This is a genomic window from Microbacterium sp. Se5.02b (assembly GCF_019464375.1).
GTDB lineage: Bacteria > Actinomycetota > Actinomycetes > Actinomycetales > Microbacteriaceae > Microbacterium.
Genome location: NZ_CP080491.1, coordinates 1,051,724 through 1,073,114, shown reverse-complemented (window position 1 = coordinate 1,073,114; position 21,391 = coordinate 1,051,724). Strand labels below are relative to the sequence as shown.

Here is a 21,391-nt window from a genome sequence, read left to right as displayed (position 1 = left end):
CCGTCCCTGCGTCTCGCCGCGGACGGCGCGCACGAACGGGGGCGACTCGGTGACGGGGTTACTCGACCGTGACGGACTTGGCGAGGTTGCGCGGCTGGTCCACGTCGAGCCCCTTGGCCGTGGCGAGCGCCATCGCGAAGATCTGCAGCGGCACGACCGCGAGCAGCGGCTCGAACATCGCACCGGCGAGCGGGATGTGGATGACCTCGTCGGCGAACGGCAGCACTGCCGCGTCGCCCTCTTCTGCGATCACGATCACGCGGGCGCCACGGGCGCGGATCTCCTGGATGTTGGAGACGACCTTCGAGTGCACGAGGGCCGAGTGACGAGGCGACGGCACCAGCACGAACACGGGCTGTCCCGGCTCGATCAGCGCGATCGGTCCGTGCTTGAGCTCGCCGGCGGCGAAGCCCTCGGCGTGGATGTACGAGATCTCCTTGAGCTTGAGCGCACCCTCGAGCGCGATCGGATAGCCCACGTGACGACCGAGGAACAGCACGGAGCGGGTGTCGGCCATCCAGCCGGCCAGCTGCGTGACGTGCTCCTGCTCGCTCTCCAGGACCTTCGCGATCTTCTCCGGCAGCGCCGCGAGTTCGGCGACGTCGACGGACGCATCGGCCACGGTGCCGCGCACGCGGCCCATGTGCAGGCCGAGCAGCAGCAGGGCGGTGATCTGGGCCGAGAAGGCCTTGGTCGAAGCCACGGCGACCTCGGGTCCGGCGTGGGTGTAGACCACGGCGTCCGACTCGCGCGGAATCGTCGCACCCTGCGTGTTGCACACCGACAACGTGCGTGCACCGCGCTCGCGCGCGTACTTCACGGCCATCAGCGTGTCCATGGTCTCGCCCGACTGGCTGATCGACACGACGAGCGTGTCGGCGCCGATCACCGGGTCGCGGTAGCGGAACTCGTGCGCGAGCTCGACGTCGACCGCGACGCGTGCCCACTGCTCGATCGCGTACTTGCCCACGAGCGCGGCGTACGATGCGGTGCCGCAGGCCGTGATGATGACGCGGTTGATGCCGACGAAGAGCTCGTCGAGTCCATCGAGCTCGGGGATGACGACCTGGCCGTCCTGGATGCGGCCGCGGATCGTGTTCGCGACGGCCTCCGGCTGCTCGGCGACCTCCTTGGCCATGAAGCTCGACCATCCGCCCTTCTCGGCGGCGGCAGCGTCCCACGACACGTCGAACGGCTCCGGCTCGACGGGCGTCCCGGCGAAGTCCGTGACGCTGACGGCGTCCGGGGTGATCGAGACGATCTGGTCCTGGCCGATCGCGAGCGCCTTGCGCGTGTGCTCGATGAAGGCGGCGACGTCCGAGCCGAGGAAGTTCTCGCCCTCGCCGAGTCCGATCACGAGCGGCGAGTTGCGGCGAGCGCCGACCACGAGGCCCGGGTGGTCCTGGTGCATCGCGAGCAGGGTGAACGCGCCCTCGAGGCGGTTCACGACGCTGCGGAACGCGAGCTGGAGGTCGCCGCCGTTGCCGGCGTACTCACGTCCGAGAAGAGCAGCAGCGACCTCGGTGTCGGTCTCGCTGCGGAACACGACGCCGTCCGCGAGGAGCTCCTCTCGGAGCGCCGAGAAGTTCTCGATGATGCCGTTGTGGATCAGGGCGAGCTTGTCGTCGTCGGCGAGGTGCGGGTGCGCGTTGCCGTCGGTCGGGCCGCCGTGGGTCGCCCAGCGCGTGTGTCCGATGCCGGTCGAGCCGTCTGGCAGCGGAGCGTCGGCGAGGGAGTCACGCAGCACGGCGAGCTTGCCCGCCTTCTTGCGCATGCCGAGCGAACCCTCGCCGTCGATCACGGCGACTCCCGCGGAGTCATAGCCGCGGTACTCGAGACGGGCGAGGCCGGCGAGAAGGATGTCCTGGCTGGGGCGCGGGCCCACGTATCCGACGATTCCACACATGCGATCAAGAGTAAGGCGGGATTTTTGCGAGTCGTCCGAACAATATTCGGCCCCACCGTGTCAGAGCTTGCGCAGCAGAACGCTCTCCACGTCGTGGTCCGCCCCCTTGCGCAGCACGAGCCGCGCGCGATGCCTGGTCGGCATCACGTTCTCGACGAGGTTCGGCATGTTGATCTCGTTCCAGTAGCCGAGCGCGGTGGTGATCGCCTCGTCATCGGTGAGATGAGCGAACACGTTGAAGTACGAGGACGGGTTGCTGAACGCGGCCTGGCGGAGGGCGAGGAACCGGTCGACGTACCACTTCTCGATGTGCGAGGTCTCGGCGTCGACGAAGATCGAGAAGTCGAACAGGTCGCTCACCGCGACATCGTTCGGTGCAGGAGGCGGCTGCAGCACGTTGAGCCCCTCCACGATGACGACGTCGGGGCGGCGCACCACGACGTTCGCATCGGGCACGATGTCGTAGCGCATGTGCGAATAGAAGGGCGCGCGCACCTCGGTCGCACCGCTCTTGACCTCGGTGAGGAAACCGAGCAGTGCACGCCGGTCGTACGACTCGGGAAAGCCCTTGCGGTCCATGATCCCGCGGCGTTCGAGCTCGGCGTTCGGGTAGAGGAATCCGTCGGTGGTGACCAGTTCCACGCGGGGGGTCCCCGGCCATCGGCTCATGAGCTCGCGCAGCAGTCGGGCGATCGTCGACTTGCCGACCGCGACCGAACCGGCCACTCCGACCACGAACGGCGTGGTCGTGTCGTCCTCCTGGAGGAACTCCGACGTCGCGGCGCCGAGACGCTTGGTGGCGGTGGCGTAGAGGCTGAGCAGTCGGCTCAGAGGAAGATAGACCTCCCGCACCTCGGTGAGGGAGAGCCGGTCGCCGATGCCACGGAGCTCGACGACTTCGGTCTCGGTGAGCGGCTGGTCGAGCCCGGCCGCGAGCCGTGCCCACTCGGCACGACCGATCTCCCGGTAGGGCGACAGCGGCAGCGTGGGGTCGGCGGTGGTCACGGAGTACATCGTAACCGTGGCGCGAGTAGTCTCTTCCCGTGCGCCTGGGAGTCCTCGACATCGGATCCAACACCGTCCATATGCTGGCGGCCGACGTGCGCCCGGGTGGCCGTCCGCTCGCGACGACGAGCGACAGGACCGTGCTGCGCCTCATGCGCTACCTCACGCCGGATGGCGCGATCTCCGAGGAGGGAGTGATCGCCCTCGAAGCGGCGGTCGCTCAGGCGCGGCATGTCGCAGAGGTCGAGCGTGTCGATGCACTCCTCGCCACCGCGACGAGTGCGGTGCGTGACGCGCGCAACGGCGCCGATGTGATCGCCCGCATCGAGGCGGCACTCGGCCAACCGCTGCAGGTGCTCGACGGCGAGACCGAAGCCGAGTTGACCTTCCTCGCCGTCCGACGCTGGTTCGGCTGGTCGGCCGGGCAGCTTCTTCTCCTCGACATCGGCGGCGGCTCGCTCGAGATCGCGGCGGGTGCGGAGGAGATGCCCGACGCCGCGGCATCCGTTCCCCTCGGCGCCGGGCGCATGACGGTGCAGTTCCTGCCGAACGATCCGCCGGGCGAGGGCGATGTCGAGAGGTTGCGGGCACATGCCGCGTCGACGCTCGACGCCGTGCTGCCGCGATTCGTCGCACTCCCCGTCCGGATCACGTCGTCGGTTCATCCAAGGCGATCCGGTCGCTCGCACGGCTGGTCGGCTACCCCGTGCCCGGCTGGTCGGGAAGCGAACGGATGCTGCTGCCTCGTGCCTCTCTCGGGTCGTGGATCCCGCGGCTCGCCCGACTGCCCGCGTCCGCGCGGCAGGAGCTGCCGGGGATCACCCCGACCGCACCTTCCAGATCGTGGCTGCGGCGGTGTCGCTGCATGCGGCGATGACCGCGCTCGACGTGGACGAGCTCGAGGTGTCACCGTGGGCGCTGCGCGAAGGCGTGCTCCTGCGTTACATCGAGCAGCTGAACTGGAGCGACGGCCGAAGCTGAGAGCCCCGCCGAGGTGCCGCCGTTACCATGGCGGACATGCCATCCGCGACCGCCGCTCCCGTCCGCACCGGGGCCGTGTCCGCCCGGGTGGCGCTCGTCGCCTACCTGCTGTTCGTCGGGTTCACGGTGTGGCTGCCGGCGAACGTCTCGGCGAAGGTCACCGGACTCGTCGGCATCCTCGCCCACTGGTCCGCCGACATGGGCATCGCCTCATATGCCCGGAGCGCCGTCGTCCTGGAGTTCCTGGCGAACGTCGCGCTCTTCGTGCCCGTCGGGCTGCTGCTGCCCCTCGCGTGGTCGCGTCTGCGGTTGTGGCGTGTCGTGGTGATCGGCGCACTCATGAGCGGTCTGATCGAATCGGTGCAGGGCCTGATGCCCTCGCGGTTCCCCACGATCTCCGACGTGATCGCGAACAGTCTCGGCGCCCTGGTCGGCGGCGTGATCGCGGTGCTGCTGATCCAGCTGCTGCCGGAACGGGCCCCGCGGAGGCCTAGGCTGGTCGCGTGACGCCGCAGCATGAGGACGGACCGCCGACCGGGATGAGCCGCCGGGAGTGGCGCGAGAAGCAGAAGACCGCTGCGGCCGCAGAACCTTCCCCTCCCTCTGCCGCCACACAGCCGACCCCCATCGGAGGCGGCTTCGCTCGCCGCTCTGCTGGGTGCACCTGACCGGCGGGGTGCCGAGGCGCCGCTGACGATACTCACCGTGTGCACGGGCAACATCTGCCGGTCGCCGCTCGCGGAGGTGCTGCTGCGCGCTGAACTCGAACCCCTCGGCGTGCGCGTCCACAGCGCAGGTACCCACGCTCTGGTCGGCCACGGCATGCCGGAGCCCGCCCTCGAACTCGCAGCGAGGGAGGGCGTCGACCCTGAGGTCGCAGCCGCCCACCAGGCGCGCTACCTGGTCGAGCCTCTCCTCGCAGATGCGGATCTGATCCTCACGATGGCACGCGAGCATCGCTCCCACGTGGTGAAGATGATGCCGAGTCGACTCCGCCGCACCTTCACGGTCCGTGAGTTCGCGCGTCTCGCCTCCACTCTGAGCAGCGCGGATGCGCGCGCGGCCGCCGACGCCGCCGGCGCGTCTCCCCGCGAACGCCTCGCCGCCGTCCTGCGCGCGGTCAACGACCAGCGGGGGCTCACACCCTCATCCGGCGACGACGACGACGTGATCGACCCGTATCGCCGCTCCCGAGAGACCTATGCGCGCTCGGCGGCGGAACTGACCCCGGCTCTGGTCGAGGTCGAGCGCCTCGTGCGCGACGCGCTCATGTGAGCCGTGTCCCCCTCCGGCGCACGGGCGTTCACCGTATGCTCATTCTGATGTCTGCGTCCCGAGCTCCACACGGGATGTGCGAGGAGATGAAGAGTTGGAACTGAGAGACTACGCGCGCATCCTGCGCGCCCACTGGATCGTCATCGTCGTCGCCACCCTGGTGGGCGCGGCGGCGGCGTTCGGCTGGAGCGCGCTGCAGCCGCGCGTGTACTCCGCCGATACGACCGGCATCGTGACGGCGGTGGGCGGCGACGGCACGAGCGGTTCCGCCCTCGTGGGCAACCAGCTCGCGCAGAGCAGGGTCAAGTCGTATCTCAACCTCGGTTCCTGGCGTGCCGTGGCCGAGCATGCGATGGAGGAGCTCGACATCGACACCTCCCCCGACGTGCTCGTCAATCGCGTCACGGTGACCAACCCGGTCGACACGACCGCTCTCAAGGTCACGGCCACCGGGCCAACGCCGGAGTCGGCGCAGGCGCTGGCACAGGCCTGGCTCGACGGCATGGCGATCGAGATCGAGAAGCTCGAGGGCGGCACCGCTGAGGCACCCGCGGCGATCTCTCATCGTCGGCGATTCGGCCCGCCTCCCCAGCAGCCCGTCCTCCCCGAACACACGTCTGAATGTGATCATCGGCGCCCTCGCCGGCCTCGCGCTCGGACTCGTCTACGCGTTCGTGCGGCACACGGTCGACCGTCGTGTGCGTCATCCGCGTGACATCGAGCGCGAGACCGGCGTCTCGGTGATCGGCACACTGCCGCTCGAGAAGTCCATGTCGGATGAACGACAGGTGATCGACTTCTCGCTGGAGTCGCAGCACGGCGTCTCGCATCACACGATCGAGTCGATGCGCGAGCTGCGCACGAACCTCCAGTTCATCGACGTCGACAACCCGCCGCGGGTGATCGTCGTCACCAGCTCGGTGCCGGGAGACGGCAAGTCGACGGTGTCGGTCAACCTCGCCTCGAGCCTGGCCGCTGCCGGCCAGTGGGCCATCCTGATCGACTGCGACCTCCGGCGCCCCGTGATCGCCGACATCTTCGGGATGTCGCGCGATGTCGGACTCACCGATGTCCTCGCCGGTCGTGCCGAACTCCAGGATGTGGCGCACCGCCCGTCCCGAGACGTCCCCCTCGCCGTCGTCGGCGCTGGACGCATCCCGCCGAATCCCAGTGAGCTGCTCGGTTCGCAGCGCATGCGCGACTTCCTGGCCGAGATCAGCAAGTCGGCGATCGTCATCCTCGACTCCCCGCCCGTGTTGCCCGTGACGGATGCCGCGGTGCTGGCTGCGGGTGCCGACGGCGTGCTCATCGTCGTCTCTTCGGGGAAGACGACGTTCGACATGCTGCAGCGCGCCATCGATGCGATCACGCGCACCACTGGCCGCGTGCTCGGGGTCGTGCTGAACCGCGTGCCCCGCAAGGGTGCGGAATCGGCGTATTACGGCCGCGAGTACTACGGCGCCTACGAGCGATATGCGCAGAAGGAGGACGACGCCGAATCGGCCGAGTCCGAGCACGCTCCCGGCGTGCGCAGGCGGGGTTCCGCTCAGGTCTGAGGCTCGGCTGCCCGCAGTAGATCGTCGGCGATCAGCTGCGCGACGGCTGCGTCCACGAGCTCCGCAGGGTCCGCTCCGTCCGGGCGTCCGTGCTCGGCGATGACCTCGTCGGTGATCTCGTCGATCGTTCGTCCCGGTGCCGCCGCCCAGACGGAGGGGCCGATGCCGTCGAGGACGTGGAGTCGGCTCCCCGCGGCGCAGCGACGCAGCACCGCGAGCCGTCCGTCTCCGAGGTCGAGGGCATCGACGACAGGAGTGCGCTGGTATCCCCTGATCGCCTCCGACACCACGGTCTCCTCCAGTCCTTCCGCCGATGAGGTCGCCTGTGTGCGCGGTCGCGCGGCGTCGCCCACTTTCGGGGTGGCCAGGAGCTCGTCGATCGTCGCGTCGAGCGTCTCGACCTCGCGATAGCTCACGCGCACGGCGCCGCCGGTCGCGTCCAGGAGATGCCGGACCAGATGCAGAGGCGCCGGTGCATCGCTGAGATAGCTCGTCTGCGGGGCCAGCAGTTCGAGCGCCGTCGCGGTATCGAGCGGCTCGACCTCCGGCGCCTCCGGCCCGTCGGGGCGGCGGTCGAGGACGACGATCCTGGCGACCCGCGGTCGCGCGGGCAGCGGATGGCTCGCGTGGATGGCCGAGGGGGCGACCTGCAGCTTGTGGGGCGAGTCCGGCTGGATGACGGACAGAGGCTTCCGGTAGGGGACGACTTCTCCGTGCGCCGTGATCGCGACGGTCTCATCGCTGACGTAGGCGAACCGACGCGAGAGGTGCCGTGCGGCCGTGGTCTTTCCGGTGCCGGATGCCGCACTCAACACGACGACGTTCCCGTCGTGGTCGGCGAGGCCGGCAGCATGCAGCATCCACAGGTCTGCTCCGCGGCGCGCGGCCAGCGCTGCGAGCGTCACGTCGGTGGAGAGCATCGCGAGTGCGGCGTCGTCATCCAGCTCGGACCGATCGGCCACCACGGCCTCGGGCTCCCCCTCCGACGAGGTCGCAGCGTCAGCCCAGGCCGCCCGCACCCGGTCGAGGAACGCTTCTCCTCGGTCGGCGATCTCGATGTCGATGACGACGCCGATCGCGGCGACTCGGAGGCGATCGGACATGCCTGCAAGCCTATCCAGCATTCACGGGGAGACGAGGCGCACGCCACGAGGCATGGGCGGCATGCGCCTTTGCTTCAAAAGCACAATGCGCGCAGAAAGAACGCGCAGAGCGCGCTTTTCGCCCATTCCCCGCACGGGCCGCTCATCCCGCGCCTACCGTGACTCGCACGGGGAGGCTCCTGGGGGATGCAGAAGATTCGTGTCGCCTCACCGGTCACGCACGAAGCATCATCTGCATCAATGAGGAGCACGCAGTATGACCGAAGACAGCCAGCACAGCACAGGATTTTCGCGCCGGACGATCATGAAGGGCGCCGCGTGGTCTGTACCGGTCGTGGCGGCCGTCGTGGCGACCCCGCTCGCTGCGGCGAGCATCACTCCGACCTCGGTCGCGTGGACGGGAACCAGCACCTCGCTGGCGACGCTCCAGCTCCTCGACGGCGGAGGCACCCTCAGCGCCCAGGCCCTCGTCACCCTGCCGACCGAGTTCTCCATCAGGAACGGCAGCAGTGCCCGCACGGCCGAGATCGCCACCATCAGCGTCACCGTCGGTCGTCCCGCAGGGATCAACATCCCCGTCGGACGCGCTCGCGGTTTCGGGGTGCAGTCCGTGAACGGCGTCACCACCACAGCCGGAGAGCGGACCGCGACATACCAGACGGCGCCGATCGTCGGGCAGTTCGGGTTCCCTCTGACGACGTGGACGGGCACCCGCACCATCACGATCGCAAGCGACGGAACGCTGGTGATGCCGATCGCGTTCGGCCTCGCGGGAACCTCGACCGGAGTGGCCGTCTCGGCTCTTGCGAGCTTCCCGGTGACACTCAACGTCACCCTCGGTGCCGACACCTACACCGCGGTGAGTTCCGTGACCGTGCCCGTCGGGGCCGGGATCCTCTGAGCCGACCGGCACGTTCCGCCACACCTGCTGAACATTTGTTCAATCATTCCCCTTTCCAGGGCTGCTGACCGATATCCTTTCGGGCAACGAGAGCGATCGGCGGCCGGGATGACCTCCCGGCCGTCGTCGTACTCTCGGAAGTCCGACCTCCGAAGGAGGCCTTTCGTGAACACCAAGATCGCCCGCTCCATCGACGACCGCGAACTCGCCATGCACGGCATCCGCCGCGTCGGAGACAGGCCCGGTCTGCGCTCGCGCGTCCGTTCCTCCGGCGGAGTCCTGCTCCTCGGCATCAGCGGCGCGACGTCGGAACTCACGATCGACACCGCCACCGTGTACCCCGAGCATTCCGTGTTCGCTTTCGTCGAGACGCAGGCGCTGTGGTCGCGGCTCGAGGGCGAGCCGTGGGTCGAGACGGAGGGCGGTCTCGTCATCGCTCCGCAGGGGATCACGCGGCGCCTGCGCTGGGCCGGCTCGTGGCGGGTCTCAGCCGCTCTCGTGCCCCGGTCCGCCATCGCCTCCTTCGTCCCGTCGCTGGCTCCGGACGCCAACGTGTATCCCGAGCGGAGGCTCCTCGACACGTCCATGCAGCAGTTCGTCACGGGACTCCTCGACGCCGATGCCCAGGCTTCCGCGATCGAGCAGTATGCGATCGAGCAGCTGGTGATGGAGATGAGCGGCGCCATGCTGCTCGACCGCATGGGCGCGGTCACCGGGCAGGGCACCCCGCACGAGGTTCTCCGTGAGCGTGCGATCGCCGTGATCGCCCAGCAGTGCGGAGACCCGGCGCTCAATCCCGCGCGCGTCGCTCGAGAGGTCCAGTCGTCCCTGCGTCAGCTGCAACTGGTGTTCTCCGAGTCGGGGAACAGCGTCGCCGGCGAGATCCGTCGCCAGCGCGCCCGCCTCGCGCACTCCCTCCTGATGGACAGCCGCTACGACGTGCTGAGCATCGACCAGATCGCGCAGCGCGCCGGGTTCCATTCGCCGATGAGCCTGCGACGCGCTCTCGACGACGCGTATTCGTGCACTCCGCGCGCCCTGCGCGCCGCTCGCCGCGCCTGAGCGCGGACCTCGGAAAACTCATTCCGCGCAGGTTGAGCGCACCCTGCGCGTAGTTCCTCGGAACGCCCTTCTGCGCTGTTTCCGCCGCCCTAGCTTGAGGTCACGAAGAGGCTCCTGGGGGATGCAGACAACGTGTCGCCTCTTCGACGACACCGCGGGCAACCGCATCTGCATCTAACAGGAGGGCACTCACGTGACCGAGGAAATCCAGAAGAACAAGGGCATCTCGCGCCGCACGATCGTCAAGGGCGCCGCATGGTCGGTCCCCGTCATCGCTGCCGCCGTCGCCACGCCGCTCGCCGCCGCATCGGTGGTCGATGTGGGCGCATTCTCCGTCGACGGCGACTGCGGCACGTTGGGGCTTCTGTTCCCCGGCTTCGAGATCACGGCGGGGCCCAGCGCGCCGCTTCCGGCAGGAACGGTGATCACGATCACCGCGACCGGAATCGCGAACGTGCAGCTCTTCTCGATCTCGAGCGCGCTGGCCGACATCCAGCTCCTCGGCCCCACGTCGCAGCAGATCACGCTCGTGGCCGACCTTCCGGCCGGAACGTCGTTCGATGCCCGCGCCGTCGTCGGCCTCGGCGTCGGGAGCACCCTGACGGCGACCGCCACGCTCCCCGCCGGCTACACGGCCACCGGTGCGAAGACTTCGGGCTCCCTGAGCCAGACCGCGATCCTCTGCTCCGACTCCTGATCGATTCGGACGATACCGGATGGCCGGACCTGCGGGTCCGGCCATCCGGGCGTCCTGCACGACTCCCCCTGACGAATGGAACACCCATGACCGACGAACAACCCAGCGCAGGTCGCTTCTCCCGGCGCACGATCGTCAAAGGCGCCGCATGGTCGGTGCCCATCATCGCCGCAGCGGTCGCCACGCCGCTGGCCGCCGCGTCGACCGATGTCGAGGTAGGCGCCTTTGCGCTGCGCGGCACGTGCGGCACCCTGGGCCTCCTCGGACCGGGATTCACCCTGACCGCCGGGACAGCGCCCCTGCCTGTCGGCACCACCCTTCTCATCAACGGCTCCGGCGTCGCGAATGTCGGTGTCTTCGGCGTCTCCGGCGGGACCGCGAGCGTCTCCGTGCTCTCGGGCACCAGCCGCCTGATCACCCTGACGTCCGCGCTCCCGGCCGGCGCGACCATCGCGTTCCGCTCGACGCTGTCGATCACGGTCGCGTTCACGCTCAACGGCATCACCACCCTGCCGTCCGGCTACATCGCCACGGGGAGCAAGCCGACCGGAACGGTCAGCTCGACTCTGGTCCTGTGCTCCGGCACCTGAGCTGTTCAACGATTCTGCGGACGGAACTCGGCCGTCGAGCAGTACCTGCTCGGGAACATGACCGCGCGACACAGCTGAGCCAGCGCACGACGGAGCGGCCGGATCCTTCACGGTCCGGTCGCTCCGTCGATGCAGGATAATGAGCCCATGATCGCGTTCCTTCTCCCGCTCGCGGTGTTCCTCGCCACCGTCTTCGCGGCGAGCGCCCTTGGCAAGGTGCGATCCGCAGATCGGGGGCTCACGGCGTTCACCGCCCTGCGTATCCCCGTGCGCCACCCGCACACCGCGGCGGTGTCGCTCATCGTCCTCGAGGCGGTGATGGCACTCGGCCTCCTGCTGACCACGGGGTGGCTCTTCGTGGGTTTCTCCAGCGCCGCCCTCCTCCTGTGCACAGGGCTGCTGATCGCTGTGGTCCGAGCGCATAGGCTCGGGTCGGACGACGACTGCGGATGCTTCGGCGAATGGCTCCCCTCCGCCGTCGGCCCTCGGCTCATCGTGCGCAACGCGGTCCTCACCGTCATCGCCCTGTCGACGCTCGCCGCTGCACTCGCCGCCCTCGGTTCGTCGCTTCCCGTCGGCATCCCGGCCGTCGCGGGCTCCGCGACGGCTGCGCCCGTCGCGATCGGCGCCGTCGGCTCGGGCCTGCTGATCGCCACCGCAGTCTGGTCCATCGTGCGGGCGTCGGGCATCGCGGCCGCCGAGACCGATCAGATCCCCCGCGGAGCCGGTGCGGTACTCCTCCCCGGCACGGCGGAGGTCGTCGATGTCCTCGCCCCCGGCGCGCGCACGACTCCTCCTGTTCGTCTCTCCGGGATGCCACGCCTGCGCCACAGCCATCGCCTCGCTCGACACGGCGGAAGAGCAGCTGGCACCGTTCGTGGACGTCTATGTCATCCAACGGCTCACGGCGGGCATGGTGGACACGGGCTCGTCGCACAGCATCCCGGCATCTGCCCGCTTCGCGCTGGACATCGGGGGCTCACTCGACAGCGCGCTCGAGGTCGGACGGGTCGCCCCCGTCGGCGCTCTCATCGGCACGAACGGTTCCCAGGCCGGGCCGCTCGCGCGCGGCAGTGACGACGTCGCCGTGCTGATCGACAGCATCCGGGCCCTCGCAGACGTGACCCCCGCCTGAGCCGCCGTCAGCGGCGACGCAGAAGCGGCTTGCGTCGCCCGGTGAGCCACCCCATCACCCATTCCACCGGACCGGTGCCGACGAACCGCCACCAGAGCCAGCCCACCAGGATCATGCCGGGAACGATCACGAGCCAGCCGGGCCAGAAGTTCTCGACAGGGCGGCCGTAGGCGCGGGCATACAGCGCGATGATGCCGACATGCAGCAGGTACAGTGACAGCGCCACCTGACCGCACGCGATCAACGGGACGAAGACCGGTTGCCAGAACCGTTTCGCTCCTTCCCGACGCACGGTCGCGGCGAGCACGACCACGACGTAGACCGCGAAGACGAGACCGATGTCCTTGAGGGTGTCGAGGTAGTCGCCGGACTGGATTCCGCCACGTTCCATGAAGGCGACCGCGCCCCATGCCAGATACGACGCCACCGCGACGAGGCCGATCACGCCCAGAAGGCGATCGCGGCGGAGTCCATGCCGGATCAGCAGACCGCCGATGAGGAAGAAGGGCAGGAGGTTGACGAGCCGGTAGTGCGGGCTCATCACCACCCAGTCGAGGATGTCGCGCAGGGGGCTCGGTGCGGCGTAGGCCCATCCCCATCCCCGCCCCAGACGCACGAGCGGATCGCTGATCACCAGGACGACCGCGGTGGTCCCGATCACCCACGGGCTCCGGGCGAGGAGCAGGGGCACCCCGATGAGGAGGAGGATACCGAGGTGGGCGAGAACGATCGCGACCCAGGACCCCCAGGTCGCCATCCACACTCCGAGCACGATGAGGAACACACCGCGGATCGCCTGTTGTCCCAGGGTCACCGGTATACGCGGCCCACGGTTCCAGACGATCTGGGCGGACATGCCCATCACGAGAGCGAAGAGTGGCGACGCCACTTCGCTGAACATCGCGATGACGAAGGACACGGCACCGGAACGCTCCGGAACCATGGGTCCGGCGTGGGCGATGAGCATCGCCACGATGGCCACGCCACGGAGGACATCGGGGACCACGAGCCTCTCGAAGCGCGACGGCGACAGGACGGACTCCTCGGTGCGCGTCATGTGGACGTCGGCTTCTCGACCCATTCTTTGACACTATTGGGTGTGTCCCCGACTGCGCGACCAGAGAAAGTCACGATGACGACCACCGACGAACCTCGACGGCGACGCAATCCTCTCCGAAGCGTGTGGGCGAGCGTGGCGCTCGCGCTCACACTCACACTCCTGATCGTCGCGTTCGTGGGTCAGCCGTCTTCCAGCTCGATGTCCCCGACCTTGCAACCCGGAGACAGGCTCATCGTCAACCGTCTCGCCTACGTCGCCGCGGACCCCGCTCCGGGCGACATCGTCGTCTTCCGCCCGGACGAACGCTGGGGCGACGAACCCGCCGCGCCGACGAACTGGCTGTCCGCCGCATTGCGCTGGGCCGGAGAGACCACCGGTATCCGTCCGTACGTCCTCGTCAAGCGGGTGATCGCCGGCCCCGGGCAGACGGTCGAATGCTGCGACGCCGACGGCTCAGTGCTGGTCGACGGGGCGCCGATCGACGAGCCCTACGTCGTCGAGAATCTGCCCTACACCGCCGGCGAGGTGGATTGCGAGACAGAGCCCGCTTCGTCACGCTGCTTCCCCGCGGTCACGGTGCCGGAGAACGCCTACCTCGTCCTCGGCGACAACCGTGCGAACTCTGCCGATTCCGTCTATCGCTGTCGCGGCGATGCGGACGCAGGAGACGAGTGCTTCCGTTGGATGATGCGCGCCGATGCCTTCGGCAAGGCCGGCCCGATCCTGTGGCCGATCAGCCGGTGGGGCGGACCGTAGAGGTCGACACTCGACACTCGACACTCAGTCGGCGTCGCTCGTTCGGCAGGCGGGTCAATCTCCCCGGAGCAGCCTCACGAGACCGTCCCGCAGGCGCTTCACTCGCACGAGGAAGACTGCCTTCGGCGGGAGGTCTGATGCTGCCCGGACTCTTCGGGACGCGTCACGCGCGGGCCAGACCAGTCGCTTCACCACTCGCGCCCGCTGCCGCCAGGGCAACAGCCGGACAGCTGCCAGTTGACGCCTCGGCACCGAGACCACAGACCGCCACTCCCAGTCAGACGGAATCCGGGTGCTGATCCGAGACGGATCGAAATCAGGGAACCCCTCGGACAACGCGTCTTTCAGAACGAATCCGGCCCCGAGCCGTTCGGTCACGTCGATGGTCGAGTCGCCGGCGCTCGTGAGGGCACGCACAGCCGTGCTTCTCTGTTCCGGGGTGTGCTGTCTGCCCGCAACCGGACGCAGCTCATGGAGTGCATAGATCACCGCGTGGACCGGCGGAGAGGGAACCCGTACGAGCGTGCCGGCGAAAGCGCGGGTGACCGTGTTAGCCAGGACGAGATCGAACGCCGCCGACTCGTCGAGAGTCATCCCCGGAAAGCGCGTGTGGACGTCGATCTCGCACCCCCACTCCCCCGGCATCAGGGTCTGGGAGTGCGCGATACGGGTCCCGTCGAACGCGGTCCGCGAGGTTCGCCACCCCCACCTCTCCATGGCCTCGGCCAGGATCGTCTCGTGGCCCGGTCGAACCCAGCAGTCGACGTCGCCCGAGTGCTCCTTGCCGCGCAGACCCTGCCAATGCAGGACAGGCCCCTTGATGAAGACGATGTCGATCCCCGCTTGATCGGCGACGTTGCTCAGCAGCGCATACACGAGCTCATGCTGGTACGACACGAGCCAGGGCGGACTCGCCCGGCGACTCGGCAGGGTCGGCGATTCGGATCGCACGAGCACGCCAAGATCCTCCAACGCCGCCAGAGCGTCTCGTGTGGGTTCGTCGACATCGGAATCGTCGATGGCAGCATCGAGTGCTTCGCTCCAGAGCGCTGCACCGTCGCCCCACAGGATCTGGGGTGGTGAAGGAATGATCGGCGTGACGACGAACTCGTAGCCCTCCGAAGCGAGGTCGTGGTTGCGCACATCCAGCGCGCCGAAGCTCGCGGCCACCCAGTACGACATCTGCCCTCCGAGCGGAATGCTATCGCGAGACGGGAGGCGAACGGGCCCCCGCCGAACCGCGCCGTCAGTCGCAGCCCGGCGCCACGACGTCGACTGCGGTATCCCTCACCATCGGAGTGTGCTTCACCACGAGCGGACCGAACGACCCACTCTCGGCGTCGTCGGAAGCCTTCATCACCACCTGCAGCGCCGCGGACTCGCCTGGCTGGAGGACCACGTTCACGCGGATGGCGTCACGCCCGAGATGCGTCGTGTGCGCAAGCGCATCGCGCGCCGCCCCGTTCACCGTCCAGCTCTCGATGGTCGCGCCCACCGGGGCGTAGACGATGTAGTCGGTGCCGATGTCCCCGGGGGTGAAGTACGGTCCGGTGATGTAGCGCGGAAGCTCGTTCGCGTCCTCGCGGGTGATCCCGTTGTGGAGGTTGACGGTCGTGGTCCAGCTCGGAGCGCCCGCCGCCGTGCACTGGTCCGTCTCGACCGCGATGTCCGCGTCGACGTAGTAGTCCATCTTCGACCCGGTGGTGTCGTTGAAGTAGACACCGATCGCCGTCTCGTCCTCATTGTCGACCGGAAGCACGCCGGCGACGGGTGACCCGCCGATGACCTCCGTCACCGCGGGGTCGGGGACCCAGAGTTTCAACCGCCCTTCGACAGACGCTTTGGCGCCGGCGTCGACGAGCTTCACGGGCGACGCTCCCCCGGCCAGCAGGCCGTTGAACACCGAAACCGCCGCACTAGCGAAAAACGCGTTCGAGTCCTGGCCCTTGGGGTACTTGAAGTACACCTCGTTCATGAGCAGCGCGGTCGCGTTCTTCGATGTGAGCACATCGCCCGTCGCAAGAGTGAGGGGCCCGGTGGCATCGAGGAAATAGCTCAACGCAACTGGATCCACCGAGACGACTCCATCGATCTGGTCATCGAACTCCGATGCCCACCATCCCTGCATCAGCGTCGCGACCGTAGGAAAGTCCGGAGTGGACGTCATGTTTGCCGTCCATCGGCCGACGATGTCGGAGTAAAGCGCCGTCGTCTCCGCATCGAGCGGGACGATCGACTGCGGAATGGCGAAGGGGAACTCGGTGGCTGCGACTTCCTTCTCGAACGTGATCGCACCCTGGTCCGCGCGAACGAGCACAAAGGAACCTGGACTCCCGCCGCTGGCGCGCGCCTCCGCATTGCCCTGGAACATGAGCAGGTAGTTCTTCGGCCCGTCCGCCCCCAGCAGTCCTGGCAGGATCCCGAGAATATCCTCAGCCGGAGAGACAAGAGCGCTCACCTGACCCACGGCGTCGTCAACTTGCCGGAATCCATCGCCCACTTGGTCGATCAAGGCACTGCGATCGATGGCGTCTAGGCGCCCGTCGATATCGCCGATCACGTCGCTGATTCTCATCACCGCGGCCTGGATGTCCGACAGCCCAGCGACATCCACCTTTCCCCCGGTCGGAGCGATCGACGCAAGCGTGATGGATGACGCCGGCACCAGGATCTCGGTACCCACTGTCTCCGCAACGTTCGTCACTGTACGCACCGCACGGAGGTTCTCGAACACGGGCAGGGGGATCCCCTGGAGCACGTCCCACAACCGCCCATCGACGGCAGCGTTCGCGGCCGACGCCTCCTTGACGTAGGCCTGAGCGGCGAGTTCCGCAGCCGCAACGTCGCTGGCTAGCATCGCCGACTTCACTTGATTCACGAACGGCATCGCAGTTGCGAGGTGCTCGCGCGCAGAAGTCGCCTGCTCATACACTCGCTTGGCGGCGAACCCGCCGCCAACACCCAAAGCAACGATGAGGAGAAAGGCTGCGGAACTCCAAATCCAGATCCGCCGACGCCTTGTTGCTCGACGACTACCTCGACCGGCTCGGTTGGAGGTTCGCATCTCAGAGGCATGGGCTCGAGGCGACTCATACCGGCTAGCAGGTTCACTCGAACCTGCCGCTGCGGGGCGAGAGGTGGAGAACAACGCCTCCATGCTGTCATCGCCTTCTCGCCGGAGCCGATCGCGCCGGAGTGGTGGCGGCTGATGGGGGTCGCTCATAACCCGATTCAAGCACAGGGCGGCTGACGGAGAACTGCATGGAGGACTAGCAGATCGGACATGACGCTCCGCAAGACTCGGTGGACGGACGGCATCGTCGGCGCGGACCGAATGATCGTTCGCTAGAATGATCTCGCTTGCGCGACGCCGCGCCTTCTTGCGCTTTCACCGTCGGCGCACCGCCACATTCACTCATTCGAAGGGTCTCATGTCCACGCCTCAGAAGGTCGTTGTAATCGGTCAGGGATACGTCGGGCTCCCCGTCGCAATGAGAGCGGTCGACGCGGGATTCGTGGTCATCGGCCTCGACATCGACGAGCGTCGGGTACGTGCGCTCGCCCGCGGCGAGTCTTTCGTTGAAGACATCAGTGGTGCGGAGCTCGCGGAAGCGCTCGGATCTGGCAGATACACGCCCACGACGAGCTACGACGAAGCCCGAGGCTTCGACATCGCCGTCATCAGTGTTCCGACCCCCCTGCGCGAATCGCTGCCAGATCTGACGTTCATCGAAGAGGCCGGCCGCTCCCTCGCTGAGCACCTCACCCCCGGCGCCACAGTCATTCTGGAGTCGACCACATACCCCGGCACCACCGAGGAGCTCCTCGTTCCGATCCTGGAATCGGGCAGCGGCCTTCGTGCCGGCGACGACTTCTACGTCGGCTACTCCCCTGAGCGCATCGACCCGGGCAACCAGAAATGGAATCTGCAGACAACCCCGAAGGTGGTATCAGGGATCAATCCTCCGTCGCTGCAGCGGGTGCAGGCATTCTTCGACAGGATCGTCGATCGCACGGTGCCCGTGTCTGGCACCCGGGAAGCCGAGCTCACCAAGCTTCTCGAGAACACGTTCCGCCACGTCAACATCGCTCTGGTCAACGAACTCGCAGTTTTCGCGAATCAGCTTGGGGTGAATGTATGGGAGTCCATCGATGCCGCCGCAACGAAGCCGTTCGGTTTCATGAAGTTCACGCCTGGACCCGGCGTCGGCGGGCACTGCCTGCCAGTCGACCCGAGCTATCTCTCTTGGCAAGTACGGAGAGAACTGGGGAAGTCGTTCCGCTTCGTGGAGCTCGCCAACGACATCAACGAGCACATGCCGAGTTACGTCGTGGAGCGGAGCATCGACCTTCTCAACGCTGACAGAAAAGCCGTCAACGGTTCGAAGATCATCTTGGTCGGGCTGTCCTACAAGAAGAACACCGGCGACGTTCGCGAAGCACCAGCGAAGCGCATCATCGAACTCCTCACGCAGCTCGGCGCTGAAGTCTCGGCAGCAGACCCTCACGTGTCCGAACACCAGTGGCCCGCGGCGACGACACGGATCGATCTCAACCGAGAGGGAATCGACTCGTTCGATCTGGCTATCGTGGTCACCGACCACGACGAGTTCGATGTAAGCCGTCTCACAGCTGGATCGACCCCCGTCCTGGACACGCGCAACGTGCTTCACGGCGATAACGTCACGCGCCTCTGAGCCGCGCTGATGCGAATCGTCTATTTGCACCAGTACTTCAACACTCCCGATCAGCCAGGTAGCACGCGATCCTACGAGTTCGCCCGTCGCTTGGCCGCACGAGGTCACGACGTCAAGATCGTCACCTCGGAACGCGGCCCCGGCTCATCAGCTAAATGGAGTGCAGCGACCATAGATGGATTCGAAGTTCATCGGCGGCAAGTACCATATGACAATACGATGGGGGCGATCGCGCGGCTGAGAGCCTTCGCAACTTTCGCAGTTTCTGCAGCGTCAAAAGCCCGGAAACTCCACGGCGACGTGATCTTCGCCACCAGCACCCCGTTGACGATCATTCTCCCTGCATGGTTCGCCGCCGCGGGCCGTAGAACACCGATCGTGTTCGAGGTTCGTGATTCTTGGCCCACTGTGCCGATCGCACTGGGGTACCTGAACAATCCGCTCGCCCAGCGAGCCGCTCGCGCTTTGGAGCGTTTCGCCTACCGAAAGTCGTCGCAGGTCGTCGCGCTGTCACCTGGGATGAAAGACGATGCCTGTCAGCATGGTGCTGAGGCGAGCAAGATCACGGTTATCCCAAATGCCGCAGACGTCGAGCTGTTCGACGTCGATCCCGCCGTCGGCGTCGAATGGCGTGCCGCGAACGACATCTCTCCGGATGCACCACTCATCGTGTACACCGGAACATTCGGTGCCGCGAACGAGGTCGAATATCTGGTCGACGTCGCTGCGGAGGCAGTACGACTCGATCCCACGATCGTCTTCGCTCTCATCGGAACGGGTGCCCGCGAGGCTTCCGTTCGTGCTCGAGCTGCGAGCGTGAACCTGCTGGGAACGACGGTTCGAGTACTGCCACCCGTGTCGAAGAATGAGGTGTCACGGATCCTGGCGGCAGCCGATATCGCCACCTCAGTGGTCACCGAGAACCCCGCGATGAACGCCAACAGCGCCAACAAGTTCTTCGACACATTGGCAGCGGGCCGGGCGATCGCGATCAACCACGAGGGCTGGCAGGCGGATCTGATCCGGGAACACTCTGTCGGCCTCGTGCTCGATCGCAAGGATGTCGCTGCTGCCGCGCGCAGCATTCTCGCGTTGGCGACGAACGCAGAGGCACTCGCTGCTACGCAGGATCGGGCGCGTGCGCTCGCCAGGAGCGATTTCGCCCGGGACGACCTCGCGATCAAGCTTGCTGAGGTGCTCGAATCCGTCGCGCCGCCGTCCGCGTCGTGAAGGTTTGACCCCGTCTGCAGCGTCCTCGTCGCGCGTCGGCGGCACTCGGCTGTCAGCTCGTGCAGTCGAATGCTGACGGCATCAGCCTGAACGCGCCGGGCTCACTTCGCCGACGGTGAACGAGGCGCCGTCGTGACCTCTCGGTCACGGTTGGCCACCCGATCGGGCACAGAGAAAATGATGGCCGCGAACAGGAACCCTCGAAGCATGAACAACGGGGTGAGGATCAGCGACTGCCAGTTCCCCTCGGAGATTCCGGTCGTCAGGAAGCCGATGAAGAACAAGAACGGGACGATTCTTCCCGCATTAAGATGGCGCCATGAGGCGGCGAGAACGAGGCCGACGAAGACCAGTGAGCACAACAGGTAGAAGAGGCCACCATGAACCAATAGCGTGATCATCATGTTGTGGCTGCTCGTGTGAGCAAACCCTGTGAACATCGCATGTTCGGCGTACCACCCGTACCCCAGCCCCAAAATAGGAGACTCGGACCACGCCAAGAGGTCCGTCTGCCAGATTCTCCCCCTCCCCGTGAGGAAAGCCGGGTCCGTGTTGAGGATAGGAAGCAACACAACCACCGTTGATATTCCGACGATGATCAGCGCAGCCACAAACTTCTTGACACCGATGGAAATGAACTTCCGGCTGAACAGGAATGCGAAGACAAGCATGATTCCGACAGAGATCAACGATGTCCGCGCGAAGGTCATCCAGAGCGGTGGAACTATAAAAAGCAGAAAGAGCAGGCGAGCGCTTGTCTTCTTCCAAAGAAAGACAAACGGTACGCAGGTACTCAGGACCAGACCAAGCGAATTCGCGTTCGCAAACGGCCCGGCGAGCAACCGCTGTCCCCCCTCGCCCTTATAAGATCCGAGAAAGGAACCGAGCTCGTTGGTCATGAAAGCAATACTCGGCGTGGCAACGCTCATGAGCAACGCGATGCCCCCCACAATCGCACCGTAGACCGCAAACACTCTGAGCCACTCAAGCTGAGGCTTGATTGCCCACAAGGCGAAAAAGACAATCCCGGTCGCAGCGATGTTGAGGATGTCAGTCGCCTGACCCACCTCACCTCGCAGGATCTCTGTCACCTGAAGGGTCGAGACCAAGAAGATGATCAGGAGCGGGATGCCAACGCTGCGGCGCCCCTTCTCACCCCGACGTGAAAGGCAGACGTGCACAGCGTAGACAACGAGCACGGCGAGCACGATGAAGCGAACGATGAGGACGTCGGCGCCCTCGTTCTCCGACCGATCTCCGAGGTATGCACCTGCGAGCCCCGGCACGAGCAGGGATGCGAACGCGATGGAACTCAGTAAGGAGAATTCCTTACGCCGGGCTCGCTCGGTCTTGTCTGACGAGACTGCTCTCGAAACGATCGAGCCTGGCGTCGGCAGCATGCGTGCTTCTCCTGTCCGGAGTAGCGCACCCCGACTG

At 66.8% G+C, this 21,391-nt stretch carries 19 protein-coding genes and 2 pseudogenes; 14 read left to right on the top strand and 7 right to left on the bottom strand.

The annotated features are described in order from the left end of the window. Positions 1-58 precede the first annotated feature (58 nt). Entirely contained in the window at positions 59-1,906 is a 1,848-nt protein-coding gene (gene glmS, locus K1X59_RS05395) for a glutamine--fructose-6-phosphate transaminase (isomerizing) (protein WP_183152086.1), read from the bottom strand. A 60-nt stretch (positions 1,907-1,966) separates the two neighbouring features. After that, positions 1,967-2,920 carry a type I pantothenate kinase gene (gene coaA / locus K1X59_RS05390; RefSeq protein WP_183152085.1) on the bottom strand — a complete coding sequence of 318 codons (954 nt, stop codon included), beginning with the start codon at positions 2,918-2,920 and terminating at the stop codon, positions 1,967-1,969. 29 nt (positions 2,921-2,949) lie between these two features. Between coaA and K1X59_RS05385 the strand changes: the two are divergent. From K1X59_RS05385 to K1X59_RS05365, 5 genes and pseudogenes are all read left to right on the top strand, one after another. Beyond that, positions 2,950-3,892 (top strand): annotated as a pseudogene (locus tag K1X59_RS05385) (Ppx/GppA phosphatase family protein). A 36-nt stretch (positions 3,893-3,928) separates the two neighbouring features. Continuing rightward, positions 3,929-4,399: a VanZ family protein gene (locus K1X59_RS05380; protein ID WP_183152084.1), complete on the top strand. Its 471-nt coding sequence runs from the start codon at positions 3,929-3,931 to the stop codon at positions 4,397-4,399. 198 nt (positions 4,400-4,597) lie between these two features. Beyond that, positions 4,598-5,167, top strand: a complete 570-nt coding sequence (locus K1X59_RS05375; RefSeq protein ID WP_244632413.1) for a low molecular weight phosphatase family protein — start codon at positions 4,598-4,600, stop codon at positions 5,165-5,167. Between the two features lie 94 nt (positions 5,168-5,261). Then, positions 5,262-5,882: a YveK family protein gene (locus tag K1X59_RS05370; protein WP_220174008.1), complete on the top strand. Its 621-nt coding sequence runs from the start codon at positions 5,262-5,264 to the stop codon at positions 5,880-5,882. Continuing rightward, a complete protein-coding gene (locus K1X59_RS05365; protein ID WP_220174007.1) occupies positions 5,791-6,723 on the top strand; it encodes a CpsD/CapB family tyrosine-protein kinase in 933 nt (310 codons plus the stop codon). The genes K1X59_RS05370 and K1X59_RS05365 overlap by 92 nt, the downstream gene beginning before the upstream one ends. On the opposite strand, the gene K1X59_RS05360 is transcribed toward K1X59_RS05365, so the two are convergent. Next, on the bottom strand, positions 6,714-7,826 hold the full coding sequence (locus K1X59_RS05360; protein ID WP_183152081.1) for a hypothetical protein: 1,113 nt from the start codon (positions 7,824-7,826) through the stop codon (positions 6,714-6,716). The genes K1X59_RS05365 and K1X59_RS05360 overlap by 10 nt on opposite strands. A 256-nt stretch (positions 7,827-8,082) precedes the next feature. Between K1X59_RS05360 and K1X59_RS05355 the strand changes: the two genes are divergently transcribed. The 6 genes and pseudogenes from K1X59_RS05355 to K1X59_RS20875 all read left to right on the top strand — a co-directional run bounded on the left by K1X59_RS05355 (position 8,083) and on the right by K1X59_RS20875 (position 12,211). Then, positions 8,083-8,727: a hypothetical protein gene (locus tag K1X59_RS05355; protein WP_183152080.1), complete on the top strand. Its 645-nt coding sequence runs from the start codon at positions 8,083-8,085 to the stop codon at positions 8,725-8,727. 165 nt (positions 8,728-8,892) lie between these two features. After that, a complete protein-coding gene (locus K1X59_RS05350; protein WP_183152079.1) occupies positions 8,893-9,789 on the top strand; it encodes a helix-turn-helix domain-containing protein in 897 nt (298 codons plus the stop codon). 193 nt (positions 9,790-9,982) lie between these two features. Then, entirely contained in the window at positions 9,983-10,486 is a 504-nt protein-coding gene (locus K1X59_RS05345; protein ID WP_183152078.1) for a hypothetical protein, read from the top strand. Positions 10,487-10,572: 86 nt separating this feature from the next. Beyond that, complete coding sequence (locus K1X59_RS05340) at positions 10,573-11,076, top strand: hypothetical protein (protein ID WP_183152933.1); 504 nt, start codon at positions 10,573-10,575, stop codon at positions 11,074-11,076. Positions 11,077-11,205: 129 nt separating this feature from the next. Next, positions 11,206-11,553, top strand: a pseudogene (locus K1X59_RS22770) (MauE/DoxX family redox-associated membrane protein); the annotation flags it as partial. Positions 11,554-11,839: 286 nt separating this feature from the next. Continuing rightward, on the top strand, positions 11,840-12,211 hold the full coding sequence (locus tag K1X59_RS20875; protein WP_258567096.1) for a hypothetical protein: 372 nt from the start codon (positions 11,840-11,842) through the stop codon (positions 12,209-12,211). Between the two features lie 7 nt (positions 12,212-12,218). Here the strand turns inward: K1X59_RS20875 and K1X59_RS05330 are convergent, their stop codons facing one another. Continuing rightward, positions 12,219-13,268 carry a DUF418 domain-containing protein gene (locus K1X59_RS05330; RefSeq protein ID WP_183152076.1) on the bottom strand — a complete coding sequence of 350 codons (1,050 nt, stop codon included), beginning with the start codon at positions 13,266-13,268 and terminating at the stop codon, positions 12,219-12,221. 75 nt (positions 13,269-13,343) lie between these two features. On the opposite strand from K1X59_RS05330, the gene lepB reads away from it, so the two are divergent. Continuing rightward, positions 13,344-14,027, top strand: a complete 684-nt coding sequence (lepB, locus tag K1X59_RS05325; RefSeq protein ID WP_183152075.1) for a signal peptidase I — start codon at positions 13,344-13,346, stop codon at positions 14,025-14,027. A 54-nt stretch (positions 14,028-14,081) separates the two neighbouring features. On the opposite strand, the gene K1X59_RS05320 is transcribed toward lepB, so the two are convergent. Both K1X59_RS05320 and K1X59_RS05315 read right to left on the bottom strand, forming a co-directional pair. Then, positions 14,082-15,209 (bottom strand): nucleotidyltransferase family protein, encoded by a 1,128-nt coding sequence (locus tag K1X59_RS05320; RefSeq protein ID WP_183152074.1) that lies wholly within the window; start codon positions 15,207-15,209, stop codon positions 14,082-14,084. A gap of 64 nt (positions 15,210-15,273) precedes the next feature. After that, entirely contained in the window at positions 15,274-16,914 is a 1,641-nt protein-coding gene (locus K1X59_RS05315; RefSeq protein WP_220174005.1) for a DUF4012 domain-containing protein, read from the bottom strand. Positions 16,915-17,458: 544 nt separating this feature from the next. Between K1X59_RS05315 and K1X59_RS05310 the strand changes: the two genes are divergently transcribed. Together K1X59_RS05310 and K1X59_RS05305 are read left to right on the top strand one after the other, a co-directional pair. After that, positions 17,459-18,724 carry a nucleotide sugar dehydrogenase gene (locus K1X59_RS05310; protein ID WP_183152072.1) on the top strand — a complete coding sequence of 422 codons (1,266 nt, stop codon included), beginning with the start codon at positions 17,459-17,461 and terminating at the stop codon, positions 18,722-18,724. A gap of 9 nt (positions 18,725-18,733) precedes the next feature. Further along, positions 18,734-19,954, top strand: a complete 1,221-nt coding sequence (locus K1X59_RS05305) for a glycosyltransferase family 4 protein (protein WP_183152071.1) — start codon at positions 18,734-18,736, stop codon at positions 19,952-19,954. Positions 19,955-20,055: 101 nt separating this feature from the next. Here the strand turns inward: K1X59_RS05305 and K1X59_RS05300 are convergent, their stop codons facing one another. Next, positions 20,056-21,354, bottom strand: coding sequence for an O-antigen ligase (locus tag K1X59_RS05300; protein WP_183152070.1), 1,299 nt, complete (start codon positions 21,352-21,354; stop codon positions 20,056-20,058). Positions 21,355-21,391 lie beyond the last annotated feature (37 nt).